Raw genomic sequence first — 15,938 nt, 5'->3', positions numbered from 1 at the left:
GCCCGCCGCGACCGGCGCCGCTCGCGGCGGGACGGGGGACGGGCGCGCTCGCGCGCGGACGGCTCGGTGAAGACGGCGCTCCTGACGAAGTCCTCGTCGAACACGGGCTCGTCGAAATCTGCGGCCATGGGACTCTCCGGCGCGGGGGGATCGTCGTGCGCCCAGGCTAGTAGACGCCGCCGACGCCCCCGCCGGGCGACCACCGGCGCGGCGGCGTGGGGACCGGTGCGGCGCCGGGTGCCGTGCGGCGCCGGATCCCTCTCACCGGGACCGGCCTTCCCCGGCAAAGTTAGAACACGTTACATTCGAAGGCGAATCGCGTTCTAGAAGGAGACCGCATGGGTACCCCGGTGATCGTCGAGGCGGTGCGCACGCCGCTCGGCAAGCGTGGCGGATGGCTCGCGGGCCTGAAGCCGATGGCCGTCCTCGCGCACGCCCTGAACGCCGCCGTCGAGCGCTCCGGCATCGACGCCGCCGAGGTGGAGCAGGTCTTCGCGGGCTGCGTCACGCAGGCCGGCGAGCAGGGCGGGCACGTCGGCCGCTACTCCTGGCTGTACGCCGGCCTTCCGTGGCAGGCGGGCGTCACCACCATCGACGCCCAGTGCGGCTCCTCCCAGCAGGGCGTCCACCTGGCCGCGTCCCAGATCGCCGCCGGGGTCGTGGACGTCGCGATCGGCTGCGGCGTCGAGGTGATGAGCCGCGCCCCGCTCGGCAGCAACGTCATGCCCGCCAACCCGCGGCCCGACGACTGGTCGCTCGACATGCCGAACCAGTTCGAGGCCGCCGAGCGGATCGCCGCCCGCCGCGGCATCACCCGCGCCGACCTCGACGCGTTCGGCGCCCGCTCCCAGCAGCTGGCCGCCAAGGCGTGGGCGGACGGCCGCTTCGACCGCGAGATCGCCCCGATCACCGCGCCCGTCCTGGACGCCGAGGGCGGCGTCACCGGCGAGACGCGCGAGGTCACCCGCGACCAGGGCCTGCGCGAGACGACCGCCGACGGGCTCGCCAGGCTCAAGCCGGTCCTCGGTCCCGAGGGCCTGCACACGGCGGGCACCTCGTCCCAGATCTCCGACGGCGCCGCCGCCGTCCTGCTGATGTCGGAGGACAAGGCCCGGGCCCTCGGCCTGCGCCCGCGCGCCTGCATCCGCACGCAGGCCCTCGTCGGCGGCGAGCCGTACTACCACCTCGACGGCCCCGTGCAGTCGACCGAGCGGGTCCTGCGGCGCTCCGGCATGACCATGGGCGACATCGACATCACCGAGATCAACGAGGCGTTCGCGTCGATCGTGCTGTCCTGGGCGTCCGTCCACGAGCCGGACATGGACCGGGTCAACGTCAACGGCGGCGCCATCGCCCTCGGCCACCCCGTGGGCGCCACCGGCGCGCGGCTGATCACCACCGCGCTGCACGAGCTGGAACGCCGCGACGCCGGGACCGCCCTGGTCACGATGTGCGCGGGCGGCGCGCTGTCCACCGCCACGATCCTCGAACGGATCTGACCGGCAGGCATCCTGGAGAGCAGGACAGGGCAGGACTCAGGGCCCCGGCCGCCGCGGCCGGGGCCTTCGAACCATGACAGGCGCGAAAGGCGGTCTCGGTGCAGCCGGAACCTGAGGACCTCGGCGGCGGGCTGTGGAGCGTCCCCGTCCCCATCCCGAACAACCCCCTGTCGTACACGCTGGTGTACGCGGTGGAGAGCCCCCGGGGCCCCGTCCTGATCGACGCGGGCTGGCAGCACGAGGACGCATGGACGGCCCTGCGCGACGGGCTCGGCACGTTCGGGATCGACGTCGCCGACGTGTACGGCGTGGTCGTCACGCACTTCCACCCCGACCACGCGGGCCTCGCCGGGCGCGTCCGAGAGACGTCCGGCGCGTGGATCGCCATGCACCACTCCGACGCCGGGATCGTCCGGCTGTTCAACGAGGTCGGCCAGGGCGGGCGCCGCTCGTTCGAGCTCACCGCGCTGCGCCGCGCGGGCGCGGCCGAGTCGGACCTGACCGGGCCGACCCAGCAGACCCGCGTCTCGCCGCCCGCGATCCCCGACCGCGAGCTGTCCGACGGCGACCTGGTGGACGTCCCCGGCCGCCGGCTCCAGGCCGTCTGGACCCCCGGGCACACGCCCGGCCACATCTGCCTGCACCTGGAGGACGGCGACCGCATCTTCACCGGCGACCACGTCCTGCCGCGCATCACCCCGCACATCGGCCTCTACCCCTACGACACCCCGGACGTGGACCCGCTGAGCGACTTCCTCGGCTCGCTCGACAAGGTCTCCGCCATGGCCGTGGCCGAGGTCCTGCCCGCCCACCAGCACCGCTTCCGCGGGCTCGGGGACCGCGCCCGCGAGATCATCGCCCACCACGAGGAGCGGCTCGCGGAGGTGGCGGCGCTGCTGTCGCCCCGCCCCGTCACGCTGTGGGACCTCACCGCCGGCCTCACCTGGCGGCACCCGTGGTCCGAGATGGCCCAGCAGGCCCGCCGCATGGCCGCCGCCGAGGCCGCCGCCCATCTGCGCACCCTGGAGACCCGCGGCGTGGCCCGCCGCGACGGCGCCGACGACCCCCTCCGGTACGTGCTGCGCTGACGTCCCCGATCCGCCGCCCGGTGTCGTCCGGGGACGTTAGTCTGCCCGCCGATGATCTCGGGAGGGGATGGGCGGATGCGGACGATGCCGGGGCAGGACGAGGACGAGCTGCGCGGCGCGGTGGCGCTCGCGGCGGACGAGCCGGAGGAGGCACGCGCGCGTGTCCTGCGGACCGGCGGGCGGCAGCCCGCGGCCTCCCTGCCGGACTACTTCTCGGCCGCGGCGCTGGCGTTCGCGCGAGCGGGCCACGCCGAGCAGGCCGCGTTCTGCCTGGGCAGGTCCGGCGAGGCCGAAGAGGCGAACGCGCGGCTGCTCGACCTGGCGCCCGACACGGCCCGGGCGCAGCGGGTGCTGGTGGAGCTGGTCCCCCTGGGCGCGGTCACCGCGTCGGCGCTGCACGGCCACCTGAAGCGGCTCGCGCGGCACGACGACGCGGCGGCGGCCCACGCCTGGGCGCGGGAGGCGGTGTGCGCGTTCTTCGACGCGGGCGTCGTCCCGTACCCGAACGTCGTCGCGGACCTGCTTCCGGTGGCGCGGGCGGCGGGCGTGGGCGAGGCGGACGAGACCGACTTCGTCGCCGAGCGGCTGCTGCGCGGAGGGCTGCTGCCCCGGGCGCCGCTGCCGCTGTGGGAGGCCCTGGACGCGGCGCTGCGGCGCCTCGCGGAGACGCCCGAGCTGCTCGACCTGCTGATCGGGGCGGGGCCCGACGGCGAGCTGTACGCCGATCCCGGTCCGCGCGCCGAACACCACCGCCGCTGGCTGCTGCTGCTCGGGCTGGTCGGGGCCGGGCGGCGACTGCCGCGTGACTGGTTCGCCGCCGCCGGACCGCAGCCCGCGAGCGAGCTGATGCGCCTGGCCGCGGACGCGGGCGACCGGCTGTTCCCCGCGCCGGGCCGGTGGTTCGACCCGGCCGCCGACCCGGTCGTCGGACGTCCCGCACCAGACCCCCTCGCCTTCACCCGCACGAAGGTCCAGGCTCCGCACTGGACCGGCGAGGACGACGCCCTCCCCCGGTTCCTCGCGCAGTTCGACGAAGGCGCCCCGAACGCGCGGGAGCGGCTGGACGCCTGCGTGCGGGACCTCGGCCGGTACGACAACGTCGACTACCCGTCCCTGATGCGGGCGCTGTGGGCGCGGGGGACGGTCCGCCGCGCCCTCTCCGAGGACGTCGCGCGGTGGCGGGAGGAGGGCGCGGCGGGCGACCTCCTCGGCCTGGAGGTCGCGCTGCCCCGGCTGGCGCCGCTGGCGGAGGCCGCGGCCGGGACCCCGGCCGCCGAAGCCCTGGCCGGCCTGGAGATCACCGATCCGGTCGGCGCGCTGTGGCGCGCGCTGCGGGCCGGGCTCCCCGAGGAACTGCGGTTCCCGGCCGTCGAGGGCTCGCCCGTCACCGTCGTCCTGCACGACGATCTGCTCACGCTCGGCGTCGCGGGAAAGCGCGTCGAGGTCCTCGGGCCCGCCGGGCCGGTCCATCGCGCCGACCTCCCCCACAGCACCGGCACCTACCCGTGGTACGACGGCGCCGACTGCTACGTCTCGCGGCTGAACGGGAACCGCGCGGAGACCTACCGCGCACCCGACCCCGGACGGCTGGAGGTGCCCGCCGACGGGCAGTGGCGGTGGCCGCGGAGCCCCGCGGCGGTCGCCCTGACGTTCCCGGGCGCGACCGCGCCGACGCAGGTCATCCTGGACCGGGGGCTCCTGCGCCTGGTCGACGGCGCGGGCCGGACGACCCTCAGGATCCGGTACTCCCCGGCCCAGCGCGGCGACGCGGTCATGCCCCCGCCCGGCTTCTGGCCCCACCTGCCGGCCGCGGACCCCGAGGGCTCGGCGGCGCTGCGCGGCCTCACCCGCGACGGCGCGGTCCGCCTGGTGGACGCCGCCCTCGTCCACCGGCGGGAGCTGGACGCCGAGCTCGGCCGCGTCCTCCCCGGAATCACCGACGCGCGGCTGCTGGAAGGCGTGGCGGAGCTGGTGCTGCGGGCCGCCGCGTGCCTGCTCGACGTGCTCCGCGTGCGGGACGCGCTCCGCCTGGCCCCGCCGGAGGGCCTGCCGGAGCGGATCCGCCCCGTCGGCGGCCTGCGGGCCGGGCGGCTGGGCTACCGCCGCCCGGCCGTCCGGTACCTCGCCGAGGTCCTCGTGGAGGCCGCCGAGACCGGGCCCGCCTACGACACGCCCCATCCGCTCGGCCGCATCGACCTGCCCACCGGCGCGCGGGGCGTGTACTTCGCGTTCGGGACGCTCGGCGGAGAGGCCCTGCTGGCCGCGCTGCCGTGGCGGGCCGCGTACCAGCGGGCCAAGGCCGCGGACCTGCTGGGCGCGTGGGGCGGCACGCCCTGGGGCGACGGCAGCGGCCGGTGGCGGCGGCTGTGGTTCGGCGCGCAGGCCACGCAGGACCCCGAGGGGCAGATCTGGCGGACGCCGAACGGCGCGATGGTGGTGCTCTCCTGGCAGGCCCGTCCGCACAAGGAGTCCTACGCCGTCGAGTACTCGCCGGACGGCGTCTTCCGCGACTTCACCTTCCCCGGCTGGCACCACCGGAATCCGCCCAAGCCGCAGGGCTGGGGCGGGGCGGACCGCATCGCGCGGTACCTGCGCCTGCTGGACGAGCGGGGCCCGGCCCCCTACGACGTGGCGGCCGTGCGGCGCCTGGCCGAGGGCACGGGGCTGCCGGTCTCCGCGGCCGCGTCCGCCGCCTACGGCTACCCGTTCACGGTCGGGCGCGAGAAGGAACTGGCCCGGCTCCCCGCGGACGTCGCCGCGCTCTACGCCGATCCCGAGACGGGCGAGCACGCCCGGGACACCTGGTCGTGGCAGCGCGACGAGGCGCTACGGCAGCCCCTGATGCCCGCGAACCCGGAGGACCTCTGGGTCACGGGCCTGGACGTGGACGCGGCCGTCGCGTGGTGGGACGCCGGGGGGCGCGAACTGGGGCTGTGATCCTCCGTTCCGGGTGCGACGCAGATCACTCTCACCGGCGGGACTCTTGATGAGACTGGAGTCTCATGTTAGAACCTGTTCTAGGTAAGTGCAGCAAGCAAGCGCTCACTGTGGCCTGCTCGCCTCGTGTGGTCTCCACCCCGGCACGAAGGATCCTCCATGGCACTCGCGACGTCCCCCCTCTCCGCCGCCCGGCCCTTCCGGGCACCCGAGATCGACATCATCGATCCGGGCGTCTACGAGCGCGGGGGGATCCCGCACCGCCAGTTCCAGTGGCTGCGCGACAACGACCCCGTCCACTGGCACCCGGATCCGAACGACGGGGTGCCGGGCTTCTGGGCCATCACGCGGCACGAGGACGTGGTGTCGGTGTCGCGGCGCGCCGACCCGTACTCCTCGCACGAGCGCACCTCGATGTTCGAGGAGTTCTCCAGCGACGACATCGCCATGTACGGGCAGATGATGCTCTTCCAGGACCCGCCGGACCACACCCGGCTGCGCTCCATGGTCAACAAGGGCTTCACCCCGCGGATGATCGGGCGGCTGGAGGGGCACATCCGCAAGATCTGCAACGAGCTGATCGACGAGGCGGCGCCGCTCGGCGAGTGCGACTTCGTCGAGCGGTTCGCCGCGCCGCTGCCGCTCTACACGATCTGCGAGCTGCTCGGCGCCCCGATGGAGGACCGGGAGAAGATCTTCCACTGGTCGAACAAGCTCGTCGCGTTCAACGACCCAGAGTTCATCGGGGGCCGCGAGGAGTCGACCCTGTGCGCCGCCGAGTTCGCCGAGTGGGGCGGGCAGCTCGCCGCCGCGCGCGAGTCCACGCCGCGCGACGACATCGTGACCAAGCTGCTGACGCCCGACGCCGACGGCAACCGGATCAGCCTGGAGGAGTTCCAGCTGTTCGTGATCATGCTGTCGATCGCGGGCAACGAGACCACCCGGACCGCCACCGCGGGCGGCATGATCGCCTTCTTCGAGCGGCCGGACCAGTGGGCCCGGCTGCGGGAGGACCGGAGCCTGCTGCCGACGGCGGTCGAGGAGATCGTCCGCTGGGTCAGCCCGATCAACCAGTTCCGCCGGACGGCCCTGGTCGACACCGAGATCGGCGGCAAGCAGATCAAGGCCGGCGACAAGGTCGTGATGTTCTACGGCTCCGCGAACCGCGACGAGCGCGCCTTCGACAACCCGTTCGCCTTCGACGTGGCGCGCGACCCGAACCCCCACATCGGCTTCGGCGGCGGCGGCCCGCACTACTGCCTCGGCACGCACCTCGCGCGCATGAACCTGCGGATCATCTTCGAGACGATCCTGGAGCGCATGCCCGACATCCGGCTCGCGGGCGAGCCGCGGCGCCTGCGGTCCAACTTCGTCAACGGCTACAAGGAGATCCCGGTGCGTTTCACGCCATCGGCCCCGCTGGGAGGTTGACGGCGCCCATCACTCCGGACGAGGAGGTTCGAGGCGATGACCACCACCCCCGACATCGAACTGGTCGACCCCGGCGCGTACGAGCACAGCGGCGTCCCGCACGGGCAGCTGGCATGGCTGCGCGAGCACGAGCCGGTGTACCGCCACCACGGCGACCCGGCCCTCGGCCACCCGCCGTTCTGGGCGGTCACCCGGCACGAGGACGTCGTGCACGTCTCGCGGCACCCGGAGCTCTTCTCGTCGTGGCAGCGGCTGGCGCTGTTCCACGAGACGCCGGACGACCAGCTCGTCCTGCAGCGGATGATGATGCTCAACCAGGACCCGCCGGAGCACTCGCGCAAGCGGAGCATCGTCAACCGGGGGTTCACCCCGCGCGCGATCGGCGCCCTGGAGCAGCACATCCGGGACATCTGCCGGCGCCTCGTGGCCGAGACCGCCGAGCGCGGGCCGGAGGCCGACTTCGTCCGCGACCTGGCGGCGCCGCTGCCGCTGTACGTGATCTGCGAGCTGCTCGGCGCCCCGCCCGAGGACCGGGAGAAGATCTTCCACTGGTCGAACACGCTGATCGGCGGCGACGACCCCGACTTCCAGCGCACGCCGGAGGAGGGCCAGCAGGCGGCGACCGAGCTGTACGCCTACGCCAACGAGCTGGCGGCGGCCCGGAGGGAGAACCCGCGCGAGGACATCGTCACCCGGCTGCTCCAGCCGGACGCCGACGGCGAGGTGCTGACCGGGGACGAGTTCGAGCTGTTCGTGCTGCTGCTGTCGGTCGCCGGGAACGAGACGACCCGGAACGCGGCCTCCGGCGGCATGCTCGCGCTCCTGGAGCACCCGGAGCAGTGGGAGCGGATGAGGGCCGACCCGTCGCTGGTCCGGACGGCGGCGGACGAGATCGTCCGCTGGGTCACCCCGGTCAACATGTTCCGGCGCACGGCCGTCCGGGACACCGAGATCGGCGGCCGGGCGATCGCCGAGGGCGACAAGGTCGTGGTGTTCTACTCCTCGGCCAACCGCGACGAGACGGTGTTCGACGACCCGTACCGCTTCGACGTGGGCCGGGACCCGAACCCCCATCTGGGCTTCGGCGGCGGCGGACCGCACTTCTGCCTGGGCTCCCATCTCGCCCGGCTTGAGCTGAGTGTGCTCTTCGGAACACTCTTGGACACCATGCCCAATATTGAACTCAACGGTAACGTTCGCAGGCTAAGGTCTAGTTTCATCAACGGCGTAAAGGAGATGCCGGTACGGGTGCGTCCGGCGTCCCTCGACTGACGGGAGTGGTGCGTGGGCAGGGGATGGCGTGGGTGAGGCAGGCGAGACGAGCGGTCCGCTGCGGGTGGCCCTGCTCTCGTACCGCAGCAAGCCGCACTGCGGCGGCCAGGGCGTCTACCTCCGGCACCTGACCCGGGAACTGGTCGACCTCGGGCACGCCGTGGAGGTCGTCTCCGGCCAGCCGTACCCGGAGCTCGACCGCGAGGAGATCACCCTCACCAAGCTGCCGAGCCTGGACCTGTACCGGGACGAGGACCCGTTCCGCACCCCGGCCCTCGGCGAGTTCCGCGACTGGCTGGACGTCCTGGAGTTCGCGCACATGAAGACCGGCGGCTTCCCCGAGCCGCTGACCTTCAGCCTGCGCGCGCTGCGGCTGCTGCGCGAGCGCCGCCGCGACTTCGACGTCGTGCACGACAACCAGGTCCTCGGCGTCGGCAACCTCGGCATCTCCCGGCTGGGGCTGCCGCTGGTGACCAGCATCCACCACCCGATCAGCGTCGACCGGCGGATCGAGATCGAGGCCGCCCGCGGCCTCAAGCAGAAGCTCGGCAAGCGCCGCTGGTACGGGTTCGTCGGGATGCAGTCGCAGGTCTCGCGGCGCATCGGGCCCGTGCTGACGGTGTCGGAGTCCTCCAAGGTCGACATCGTCAAGGACTTCAAGGTCGACCCGCGCGACATCGAGATCCTGCCGCTCGGCGTCGACACCCGGATCTTCCACCCGCGCGGCGAGCGCGTCCCCGGCCGGATCGTGGCGATGGCCAGCGCCGACGCGCCGATCAAGGGCGTGGACGTGCTGCTGCGCGCGGTCGCCAAGGTCGCGACCGAGCGCGACGTCCACGTGGTCGTGGTCAGCCGGCCGCAGAAGGACGGCCCGACCGAGCGGCTCGTGCGCGAGCTCGCGCTCGGCGAGCGGGTCCGGTTCGTCAGCGGCATCAGCGACGGCGACCTGGGCGAGCTGCTGGCGTCCGCGGAGACCGCCGTCGTGCCGTCGCGCTACGAGGGGTTCTCGCTGCCCGCCGTCGAGCACATGGCGTCCGGGACGCCGCTCGTGGCGAGCCGCGCCGGCGCCCTGCCCGAGGTCGTGGGCGACGCCGGGATCCTCGTCGCGCCGGGTGACGTGGAGGAACTGGCCGCGACCCTGCACCGCCTGCACGACTCCCCCGAGGAGCGTGCGCGGATGGGAGCCGCCGGCCTCGCGCGCGTCCAGGCGCGGTTCGCCTGGCCCGCCGTGGCGCAGGCCACCGTGGAGCACTACCGGGCCGCCATCACCCAGCAGAACTACCGGCGCCTAGCCGCGCGCAAGGGCAAGTGAGGGAGCGTCCCGCGGACGCCCTCTGATCGGAAGGAGCACGACCCTGCTGACCGTGGATTTCCAGCGGTTCCGCGTCTCCCCTGGAGACCGCGTCCTCGACATGGGATGCGGCGCCGGACGGCACGCCTTCGAGCTGTACCGACGGGGTGCGCACGTCGTGGCCTTCGACCAGGACGCCGGCGAGCTGTCCGGCGTCGACAAGATGTTCGGGGCGATGCGCCTCGAAGGCCAGGTGCCCGAGGACGCGACCGCCGAGACCGTGCAGGGCGACGCGCTGGACCTGCCGTTCCCCGACGACCACTTCGACGCGATCGTCGCGTCGGAGGTGCTGGAGCACATCCCCGACGACATGCGGGCGATGCGCGAGCTGCTGCGCGTCCTCAGGCCGGGCGGCAGGCTCGCCGTGACGGTGCCGAGCTGGCTGCCCGAGCGGGTCTGCTGGGCCCTGTCGGAGGACTACCACACCGCCCCCGGCGGGCACGTGCGGATCTACACCCGCGCGGAGCTGGAGGCCAAGCTGAAGTCGGTCGGCTTCCGGGTCGGCGGCCACCACCACGCGCACGGGCTGCACGCCCCCTACTGGTGGATCAAGTGCGCGGTGGGGGTGGACAACGACGGCAACCCGCTGGCCAAGGCCTACCACCAGCTCCTCGTCTGGGACATCATGAAGCGGCCGCTCGCCACCCGGCTGGCCGAGCGCGTCATGAACCCGCTGATCGGCAAGAGCGTCGTCGTCTACTTCGCCAAGCCCGCCGCGCCGGACGCGCCGGCGGCCCCGGCCCGGGAGACGGCGGATGCGGTCTGAGACCGCCCCGCCCTCGGTTCCCGGAGTCCTGACCGCGGACGACGTCGTCGCCACGGCGCGGAGCATCGCGGCGCAGCAGGAGGCGTCCGGCGCGATCCCGTGGTTCTCGCCGACGCACGGGGTCCCCGGCCACGTGGACGCCTGGAACCACGTCGAGGCGGCGATGGCGCTGTCGGCCGCCGGGCTCGGCGCCGAGGCCAGGCGGGCCTACGAGTGGCTGCGCGGCGTCCAGCGCCCGGACGGGTCGTGGCCCGCGAAATGGGTGCTGGGCGAGGTCACCGAGCCGGGCGGGGAGTCCAACCACGCCGCCTACGTCGCGGTCGGCGTCTGGCACGAGCTGCTGACGACCGGGGACGAGGACTTCGCCCGGCGCATGTGGCCGGCGGTCCGGCGGGCGATCGACTTCACGCTCGGGCTGCAGACCGGGCGCGGCGAGATCATCTGGATCCGGCACGAGGGCGGCGAGCCGTCCGACCACGCGCTGCTGACCGGCTGCTCGTCGATCTACCAGTCGCTGCGCTGCGCGGTCGCGCTGGCCGAGCGGCTCGGCGAGCACCAGCCGGACTGGGAGCTCGCCGCCGACCAGCTCGGGCACGTGGTCGCCGCGCATCCGGAGGCGTTCGCCGACAAGAGCCGCTGGTCGATGGACTGGTACTACCCGGTGCTCGGCGGCCCCGTGCGCGGCGCGGACGCGGCGCGCCGCTTCGACGAGGCCTGGGACACCTTCGTGGTGCCGGGCCTCGGCTGCCGCTGCGTGTCCGACCAGCCGTGGGTGACGGCGGCGGAGAGCTGCGAGCTGGTGCTGGCGCTGGACGCCTCGGGCGACCGCGACCGCGCGCTGGAGCTGTTCACCACCGTCCAGCACCTCCGGCACGAGGACGGCTCGTACTGGACGGGCTGGCAGTTCGAGAACGAGCGGCACTTCCCGGGGGACCGTTCCACCTACACGGCGGCGGCGGTGATCCTGGCGGCGGACGCGCTGGCGGACGCCTCCCCCGGTTCCCGGCTCTTCAAGGAGATCGCGGGACGGCCCCTCGGCCCGTCCGAGGCGTCCGACCCGCTGGCGTGCGGCTGCGCGCTCGTCGCGGCCGCCCACCGCGCCTGACCGGGCTCCCCCGGCCGCCCGGCCACCCGGGCCGGGCGGCCGGGAACGCCGGTCAGGCGGGCGTGAGCGGGTCGGCGTCGCTGACGCGCTCCAGGACGCGCAGCGAGCCCTCCGCCCGGCGCTCCTCGAAGGCGCCGCTCGCCAGCGCCCGCAGGTAGAGCTCGTAGGGCGGCCGTCCGCCTTCGCGGGGGTCGGGGAAGACGTCGTGGATCACCAGGGCCCCGCCGACGGCGACGTGCGGCGTCCAGCCCTCGTAGTCGCCCTGCGCGTGCTCCTCGGCGTGGCCTCCGTCGATGAACAGCAGCGCCAGCGGCGTCCGCCAGAACGCCGAGACGGTGCGGGACTGCCCGACGATGGCGACGACCTCGTCCTCCAGCCCGGCGGCGGCCATCGTCTTGCGGAACTTGGGCAGGGTGTCCATCCGGCCGGTGCTCGGGTCGACCAGGGACGGGTCGTGGTGCTCCCAGCCCGCCTGGTTCTCCTCCGAGCCGTGGTGGTGGTCGACGGTGACCAGGACGGTTCCCGCCGCCCTGGCCGCGGTCCCCAGGTACACGGCGGACTTGCCGCAGTAGGTGCCGACCTCCAGCATGGGCCCGGTCCCGGCCAGGCGGCCGCCGTACTCCAGCCCCGTCTCGTACAGCGCGAGGCCCTCGCCGTCCGGCATGAAGCCCCGGGCGCTGCGCGCGGCGCGCAGCAGTTCGGCGGGCATCGGCGCCGCCGAGGGCGGTGCGCCTTCGCTGGTCGTCCCCGGTGCGGTGGACGCCTTGGTGTGGGTCATGATCTCCTCCGTCCGGGCACCATATCCGACATCGCCGGGATGAGACGCGAGTCTCACGCGGAGTCTTGCCGGAGCAGACTGGAACGTGTTCTACTTTCGAGGTGAGCCACCCGTTTCCGAACGTTATTCGGTAGGTTGACGGGTGAGTCCCCCGAACGGAGCAGAGCGATGAGAGTACGAGTCGACCCTCTGGTGTGCGAGGCGAACGCCGTGTGCGTCGGGCTCGCACCCGAGGTCTTCGACCTCAACGACGACGACGAGCTGCGGATCCTGCGGCCGGACGTCCCGCCCGAGGAGCAGGACCGCGTCCGCCACGCGGTGCGGTCGTGCCCGAAGGCCGCCCTGGCGCTGGAGGAGTAGCCGGCGGCTGCCCCCGGTCCCCGTTCACCCACCCCAGACGGCAACAGCTCAGGCACAGTGGAGGCAGCCATGGCACGCGCCGCGGTACTGCATGCGGTCGGCGACAGGGAACTCGACCTGCGCGACGACGTCTCGACGATCGATCCGGGTCCCGACCAGGTCAAGGTCAAGATCAAGGCGACCGGGGTCTGCCACTCGGACCTGTCCACCATGACCGGCGTGCTGCCGTCCGCGATGCCGACGGTCATCGGCCACGAGGGCGCGGGCGTCGTGGCGGAGGTCGGCGACCGGGTGACCGGCGTCCGGCCGGGCGACCACGTCGTCGTCAACTGGACGCCCGACTGCGGCGAGTGCGCCGAGTGCCTGCGCGGCGAGCCGTACCTGTGCATGACCTACCTCGCGCAGTCGTTCTCCGAGCCCGGTTTCACGCTCGGCGACGGCAGCCCCGCGTTCGGCATGGCGGGCACCGGCACCTGGGCCGAGGAGATCGTGCTCCCCCGGCGCGGGGTGATCAAGATCGCGGAGGACATCCCGTTCGAGTACGCGGCCCTGCTCGGCTGCGGCATCCCCACCGGCGTCGGCGCCGTCATCAACACGGCCAAGGTCACGCCGGGCTCCACGGTGGCGGTGGTCGGCGCGGGCGGCGTGGGGCTCTCCGTCATCCAGGGCGCCAAGATCGCGGGCGCGTCGACCATCCTGGCGATCGACCCGAACGAGGCCAAGCACCCCATCGCCAAGCAGTTCGGCGCGACCCACACCGCCACCCTGGACGACCTGGAGCAGACCAAGGGGCTCCTCACCGGCGGCGCGGGCTTCGACTACACCTTCGAGGTCGTCGGGAAGTCCGCGGCGATCACCACGGCGTGGAACACGACCCGGCGCGGCGGCGACGTCATCGTGGTGGGCGCGGGCGCCGCCGACGACGAGTGGAGCCAGACGGCGTTCGCGCTGCTGTTCGACGGCAAGAGCCTGAAGCCGTCCCTCTACGGCGGCTGCGACCTCAAGCGCGACATCCCCCTGTTCATCGACCTCTGGCGCGCCGGGAAGCTCGACATCGACAGCCTCATCTCCCGCCGGATCGGCTTCGAGGACCTGAACGACGCCGTCCGCGCCCTCACCAACGGCGAAGTCATCCGCCAAGTCGTCGTGTTCGATTAGCTTTCTTCTCCTCCTTCGGGCCCGGAGGGCCCTCCATCGTCGAAAAAGCAGGCGATCGCTGGCATCGCTCCGTCTCGCCTTGGCGGCTCGCTGCGCGATCAGATTCTCGCTTCGCTCGAATCTGCCTTCGGACGCGATCGCGGCTCCCGGGTTGTCGCATGGTCGGGGCGGGGGTGGGTTCCGGACGCGTATCATCCTTGTCTGTTCGGGTCGGGCGGCGAGTCGTCATGGAGCGCGGTTGGTGCACGGTCTGCGGAGGCTCCCGGCCACGGCGGCGATCACGGCGGTGCTCACGGGCTCCGTCACGCTCGCCCTCCTCCCGGCTTCCGCCGCGCACGCCGCTCCGCGGGCCGTCCGCATCCACGACATCCAGGGCGCGGCGCACATATCGCCGCTGAACGGGGCCGCGGTCGCCCGGGTCCCGGGGGTCGTGACGGCGGTGACCTCCAACGGCTTCTGGATGCAGGACCCGCGTCCCGACAGGAGCGCCGCGACGTCCGAGGGCGTCTTCGTCTTCACCCGGGACCGGCCGCGTGCGGCGGCCGGCGACGCGGTCCGGGTCGACGGCCGGGTCAGCGAGTTCCGGCCGGACGGGGGCGCGTCCGGCGGGCTGACCCGCACGGAGATCGACGCCACCGCGACCACGGTCGACGCGCACGGGACGCCCCCGCCGCCCGCCCTCGTGCTCGGCGCCGGCGGGCTCAGGCCGCCGGGCGTGATCGACCACGGGCTGGGGAACGTGGAGCGCGGCGGCGCGTTCGACCCCCGCCGCGACGCCCTGGACTTCTACGAGGCCCTCGAAGGCATGCGGATCGAGCTCCGCGACGCCGTCGCGGCCGGTCCGTCCCGCTTCGGCGAGCTGCCCGTGCTGCCCTCCGGGGGCGCCGGCGCCGGGCCGCGGACGGCGCGCGGCGGCGTCCTGCTGCGCGACGGCGACGCCAACCCCGAGCGCGTCATCCTCGACGACGCGCTCGCCCCGCTGCCCGGCATGGACGTCGGCGACCGGCTGCCCGGCGCGAACACCGGGGTCCTCGACTACTCCTACGCCGACTACAAGCTGCTGCTCACCGCGACGCCGAGGCGCGCCCCCGGCGGGCTCGCCCGCGAGGCGACCCGGCCGCAGCGCCCCGGCGAGCTCGCCGTCGCCACCGCCGGGCTGGACGGGCTCGACCCCGACGCCCCGGCCGCGCGCTTCGAGGCCGCCGCGCGCGACATCGTGGACGGCCTGCGCTCCCCCGACCTCGTCGCGGTGAGCGGCCTCGGCGACAACAGCGGCCCCGACGACGACGGCACCGTCGCCGACGACCAGAGCGTCGCGCAGCTGGTCACGGCGATCAGCGCGGCGGGCGGCCCCGCCTACGACTGGCGCTCGGTCGAGCCGCGCGACAACGCCGACGGCGGGCGCAAGGGGACCAACGAGCGGGTGGGGTTCCTGTTCCGCACCGACCGCGGCCTCTCGTTCGTCGACCGCCCGGCGCTGGCCGACCCCGTCCCCGACGCCCCGCCCGCACGGCCCGACCCGGCCGTCACGCCGGTCCGGGCCGTTCCGCGCGGCGGCGCGGCGGGCGCCCAGCTGAGCCCCGGCCGGATCGCGCCGGGCGACGCCGCGTGGGCCGGCGCCCGCAAGCCGATCGCCGGGGAGGTGACCTGGCGGGGGCGCCGCATCATCGTCGTCGCGAACCAGTGGTTCCCCCGCACCGGCGACGACCAGCCGCTGTTCGGGCGCCGCCAGCCGCCCTCCCAGCCCACCCAGTGGCGCCGGGACGCGCAGGCCCGCGTGGTCGCGGGCTTCGTGAACTCCGTCCGGAAGGCCGACGCCCGGGCCCGCGTGATCGTGGCGGGCGACCTCGGCGACCGCGGGACCTCCGCCCCGGTCCGCACCCTCGCCCAGGGCGCGGGACTCGCCGACCTGCCCGCCGAACTGCCCGCGGGCGACCGCTACACGGCGGTGACCGGCGGCAACGCCGAGGACCTCGACCACATCCTGCTGAGCCCGTCGCTGCGCGCGAACCGGCACGAGTTCGACGTGGTGCACCGCAGCGCGGAGTTCGCCGACCGCGCCGGCGACCGCGATCCCACGGTCGTCCGCATCGCGGTGACCGGCCGGTAGAGGCCCCCGGGCGGGCGGCCGATAGGGTCTCCGAATTTGGGAGATGCCGAAAGTAGCGTCACGGTTAGGTCCGGAATACCTCC

The 15,938-nt window shown here is 74.0% G+C and carries 13 protein-coding genes; 11 read left to right on the top strand and 2 right to left on the bottom strand.

The window, feature by feature from the left end; all coding sequences use genetic code 11:
- On the bottom strand, positions 1-128 hold a 128-nt coding region (locus tag ABD944_RS42645; protein ID WP_486303775.1), incomplete at its 3' end, for an SCO2583/SCO2584 N-terminal domain-containing protein.
- Between the two features lie 210 nt (positions 129-338).
- On the opposite strand from ABD944_RS42645, the gene ABD944_RS39065 reads away from it, so the two are divergent.
- From ABD944_RS39065 to ABD944_RS39030, 8 genes are all read left to right on the top strand, one after another.
- Entirely contained in the window at positions 339-1,499 is a 1,161-nt protein-coding gene (locus tag ABD944_RS39065) for a steroid 3-ketoacyl-CoA thiolase (protein WP_345186392.1), read from the top strand.
- Positions 1,500-1,597: 98 nt separating this feature from the next.
- Positions 1,598-2,587: an MBL fold metallo-hydrolase gene (locus ABD944_RS39060; RefSeq protein WP_345186389.1), complete on the top strand. Its 990-nt coding sequence runs from the start codon at positions 1,598-1,600 to the stop codon at positions 2,585-2,587.
- A 75-nt stretch (positions 2,588-2,662) separates the two neighbouring features.
- Positions 2,663-5,524 carry a hypothetical protein gene (locus ABD944_RS39055; RefSeq protein WP_345186385.1) on the top strand — a complete coding sequence of 954 codons (2,862 nt, stop codon included), beginning with the start codon at positions 2,663-2,665 and terminating at the stop codon, positions 5,522-5,524.
- A gap of 159 nt (positions 5,525-5,683) precedes the next feature.
- On the top strand, positions 5,684-6,955 hold the full coding sequence (locus ABD944_RS39050) for a cytochrome P450 (RefSeq protein ID WP_345186382.1): 1,272 nt from the start codon (positions 5,684-5,686) through the stop codon (positions 6,953-6,955).
- A 36-nt stretch (positions 6,956-6,991) separates the two neighbouring features.
- Entirely contained in the window at positions 6,992-8,227 is a 1,236-nt protein-coding gene (locus tag ABD944_RS39045; RefSeq protein WP_345186371.1) for a cytochrome P450, read from the top strand.
- Between the two features lie 28 nt (positions 8,228-8,255).
- Positions 8,256-9,539: a glycosyltransferase family 4 protein gene (locus ABD944_RS39040; RefSeq protein WP_345186360.1), complete on the top strand. Its 1,284-nt coding sequence runs from the start codon at positions 8,256-8,258 to the stop codon at positions 9,537-9,539.
- Positions 9,540-9,582: 43 nt separating this feature from the next.
- Positions 9,583-10,344 (top strand): class I SAM-dependent methyltransferase, encoded by a 762-nt coding sequence (locus tag ABD944_RS39035; RefSeq protein WP_345186402.1) that lies wholly within the window; start codon positions 9,583-9,585, stop codon positions 10,342-10,344.
- Positions 10,334-11,449, top strand: a complete 1,116-nt coding sequence (locus ABD944_RS39030) for a prenyltransferase (RefSeq protein ID WP_345186356.1) — start codon at positions 10,334-10,336, stop codon at positions 11,447-11,449. Before ABD944_RS39035 ends, ABD944_RS39030 begins: the two co-directional genes overlap by 11 nt.
- A 52-nt stretch (positions 11,450-11,501) precedes the next feature.
- Here ABD944_RS39030 and ABD944_RS39025 read toward each other — a convergent pair whose 3' ends face one another.
- Entirely contained in the window at positions 11,502-12,158 is a 657-nt protein-coding gene (locus ABD944_RS39025; RefSeq protein WP_345186399.1) for a class I SAM-dependent methyltransferase, read from the bottom strand.
- A 237-nt stretch (positions 12,159-12,395) separates the two neighbouring features.
- Here ABD944_RS39025 and ABD944_RS39020 point away from each other — a divergent pair, with 237 nt between their 5' ends.
- From ABD944_RS39020 to ABD944_RS39010, 3 genes are all read left to right on the top strand, one after another.
- On the top strand, positions 12,396-12,587 hold the full coding sequence (locus ABD944_RS39020; protein WP_345186353.1) for a ferredoxin: 192 nt from the start codon (positions 12,396-12,398) through the stop codon (positions 12,585-12,587).
- 69 nt (positions 12,588-12,656) lie between these two features.
- The gene (locus ABD944_RS39015; protein WP_345186349.1) at positions 12,657-13,745 is read left to right on the top strand and encodes a Zn-dependent alcohol dehydrogenase; all 1,089 of its coding nucleotides are present in this window, start codon (positions 12,657-12,659) and stop codon (positions 13,743-13,745) included.
- Positions 13,746-13,986: 241 nt separating this feature from the next.
- Entirely contained in the window at positions 13,987-15,855 is a 1,869-nt protein-coding gene (locus ABD944_RS39010; RefSeq protein ID WP_345186346.1) for an endonuclease/exonuclease/phosphatase, read from the top strand.
- Positions 15,856-15,938 lie beyond the last annotated feature (83 nt).

The sequence above is a fragment of the Actinomadura verrucosospora genome, from assembly GCF_039540335.1.
Taxonomy (GTDB): Bacteria; Actinomycetota; Actinomycetes; order Streptosporangiales; family Streptosporangiaceae; genus Spirillospora; species Spirillospora verrucosospora.
The sequence above is the reverse complement of the archived record's forward strand: the minus strand, read 5'-3'. Positions and strand labels throughout refer to the sequence as shown.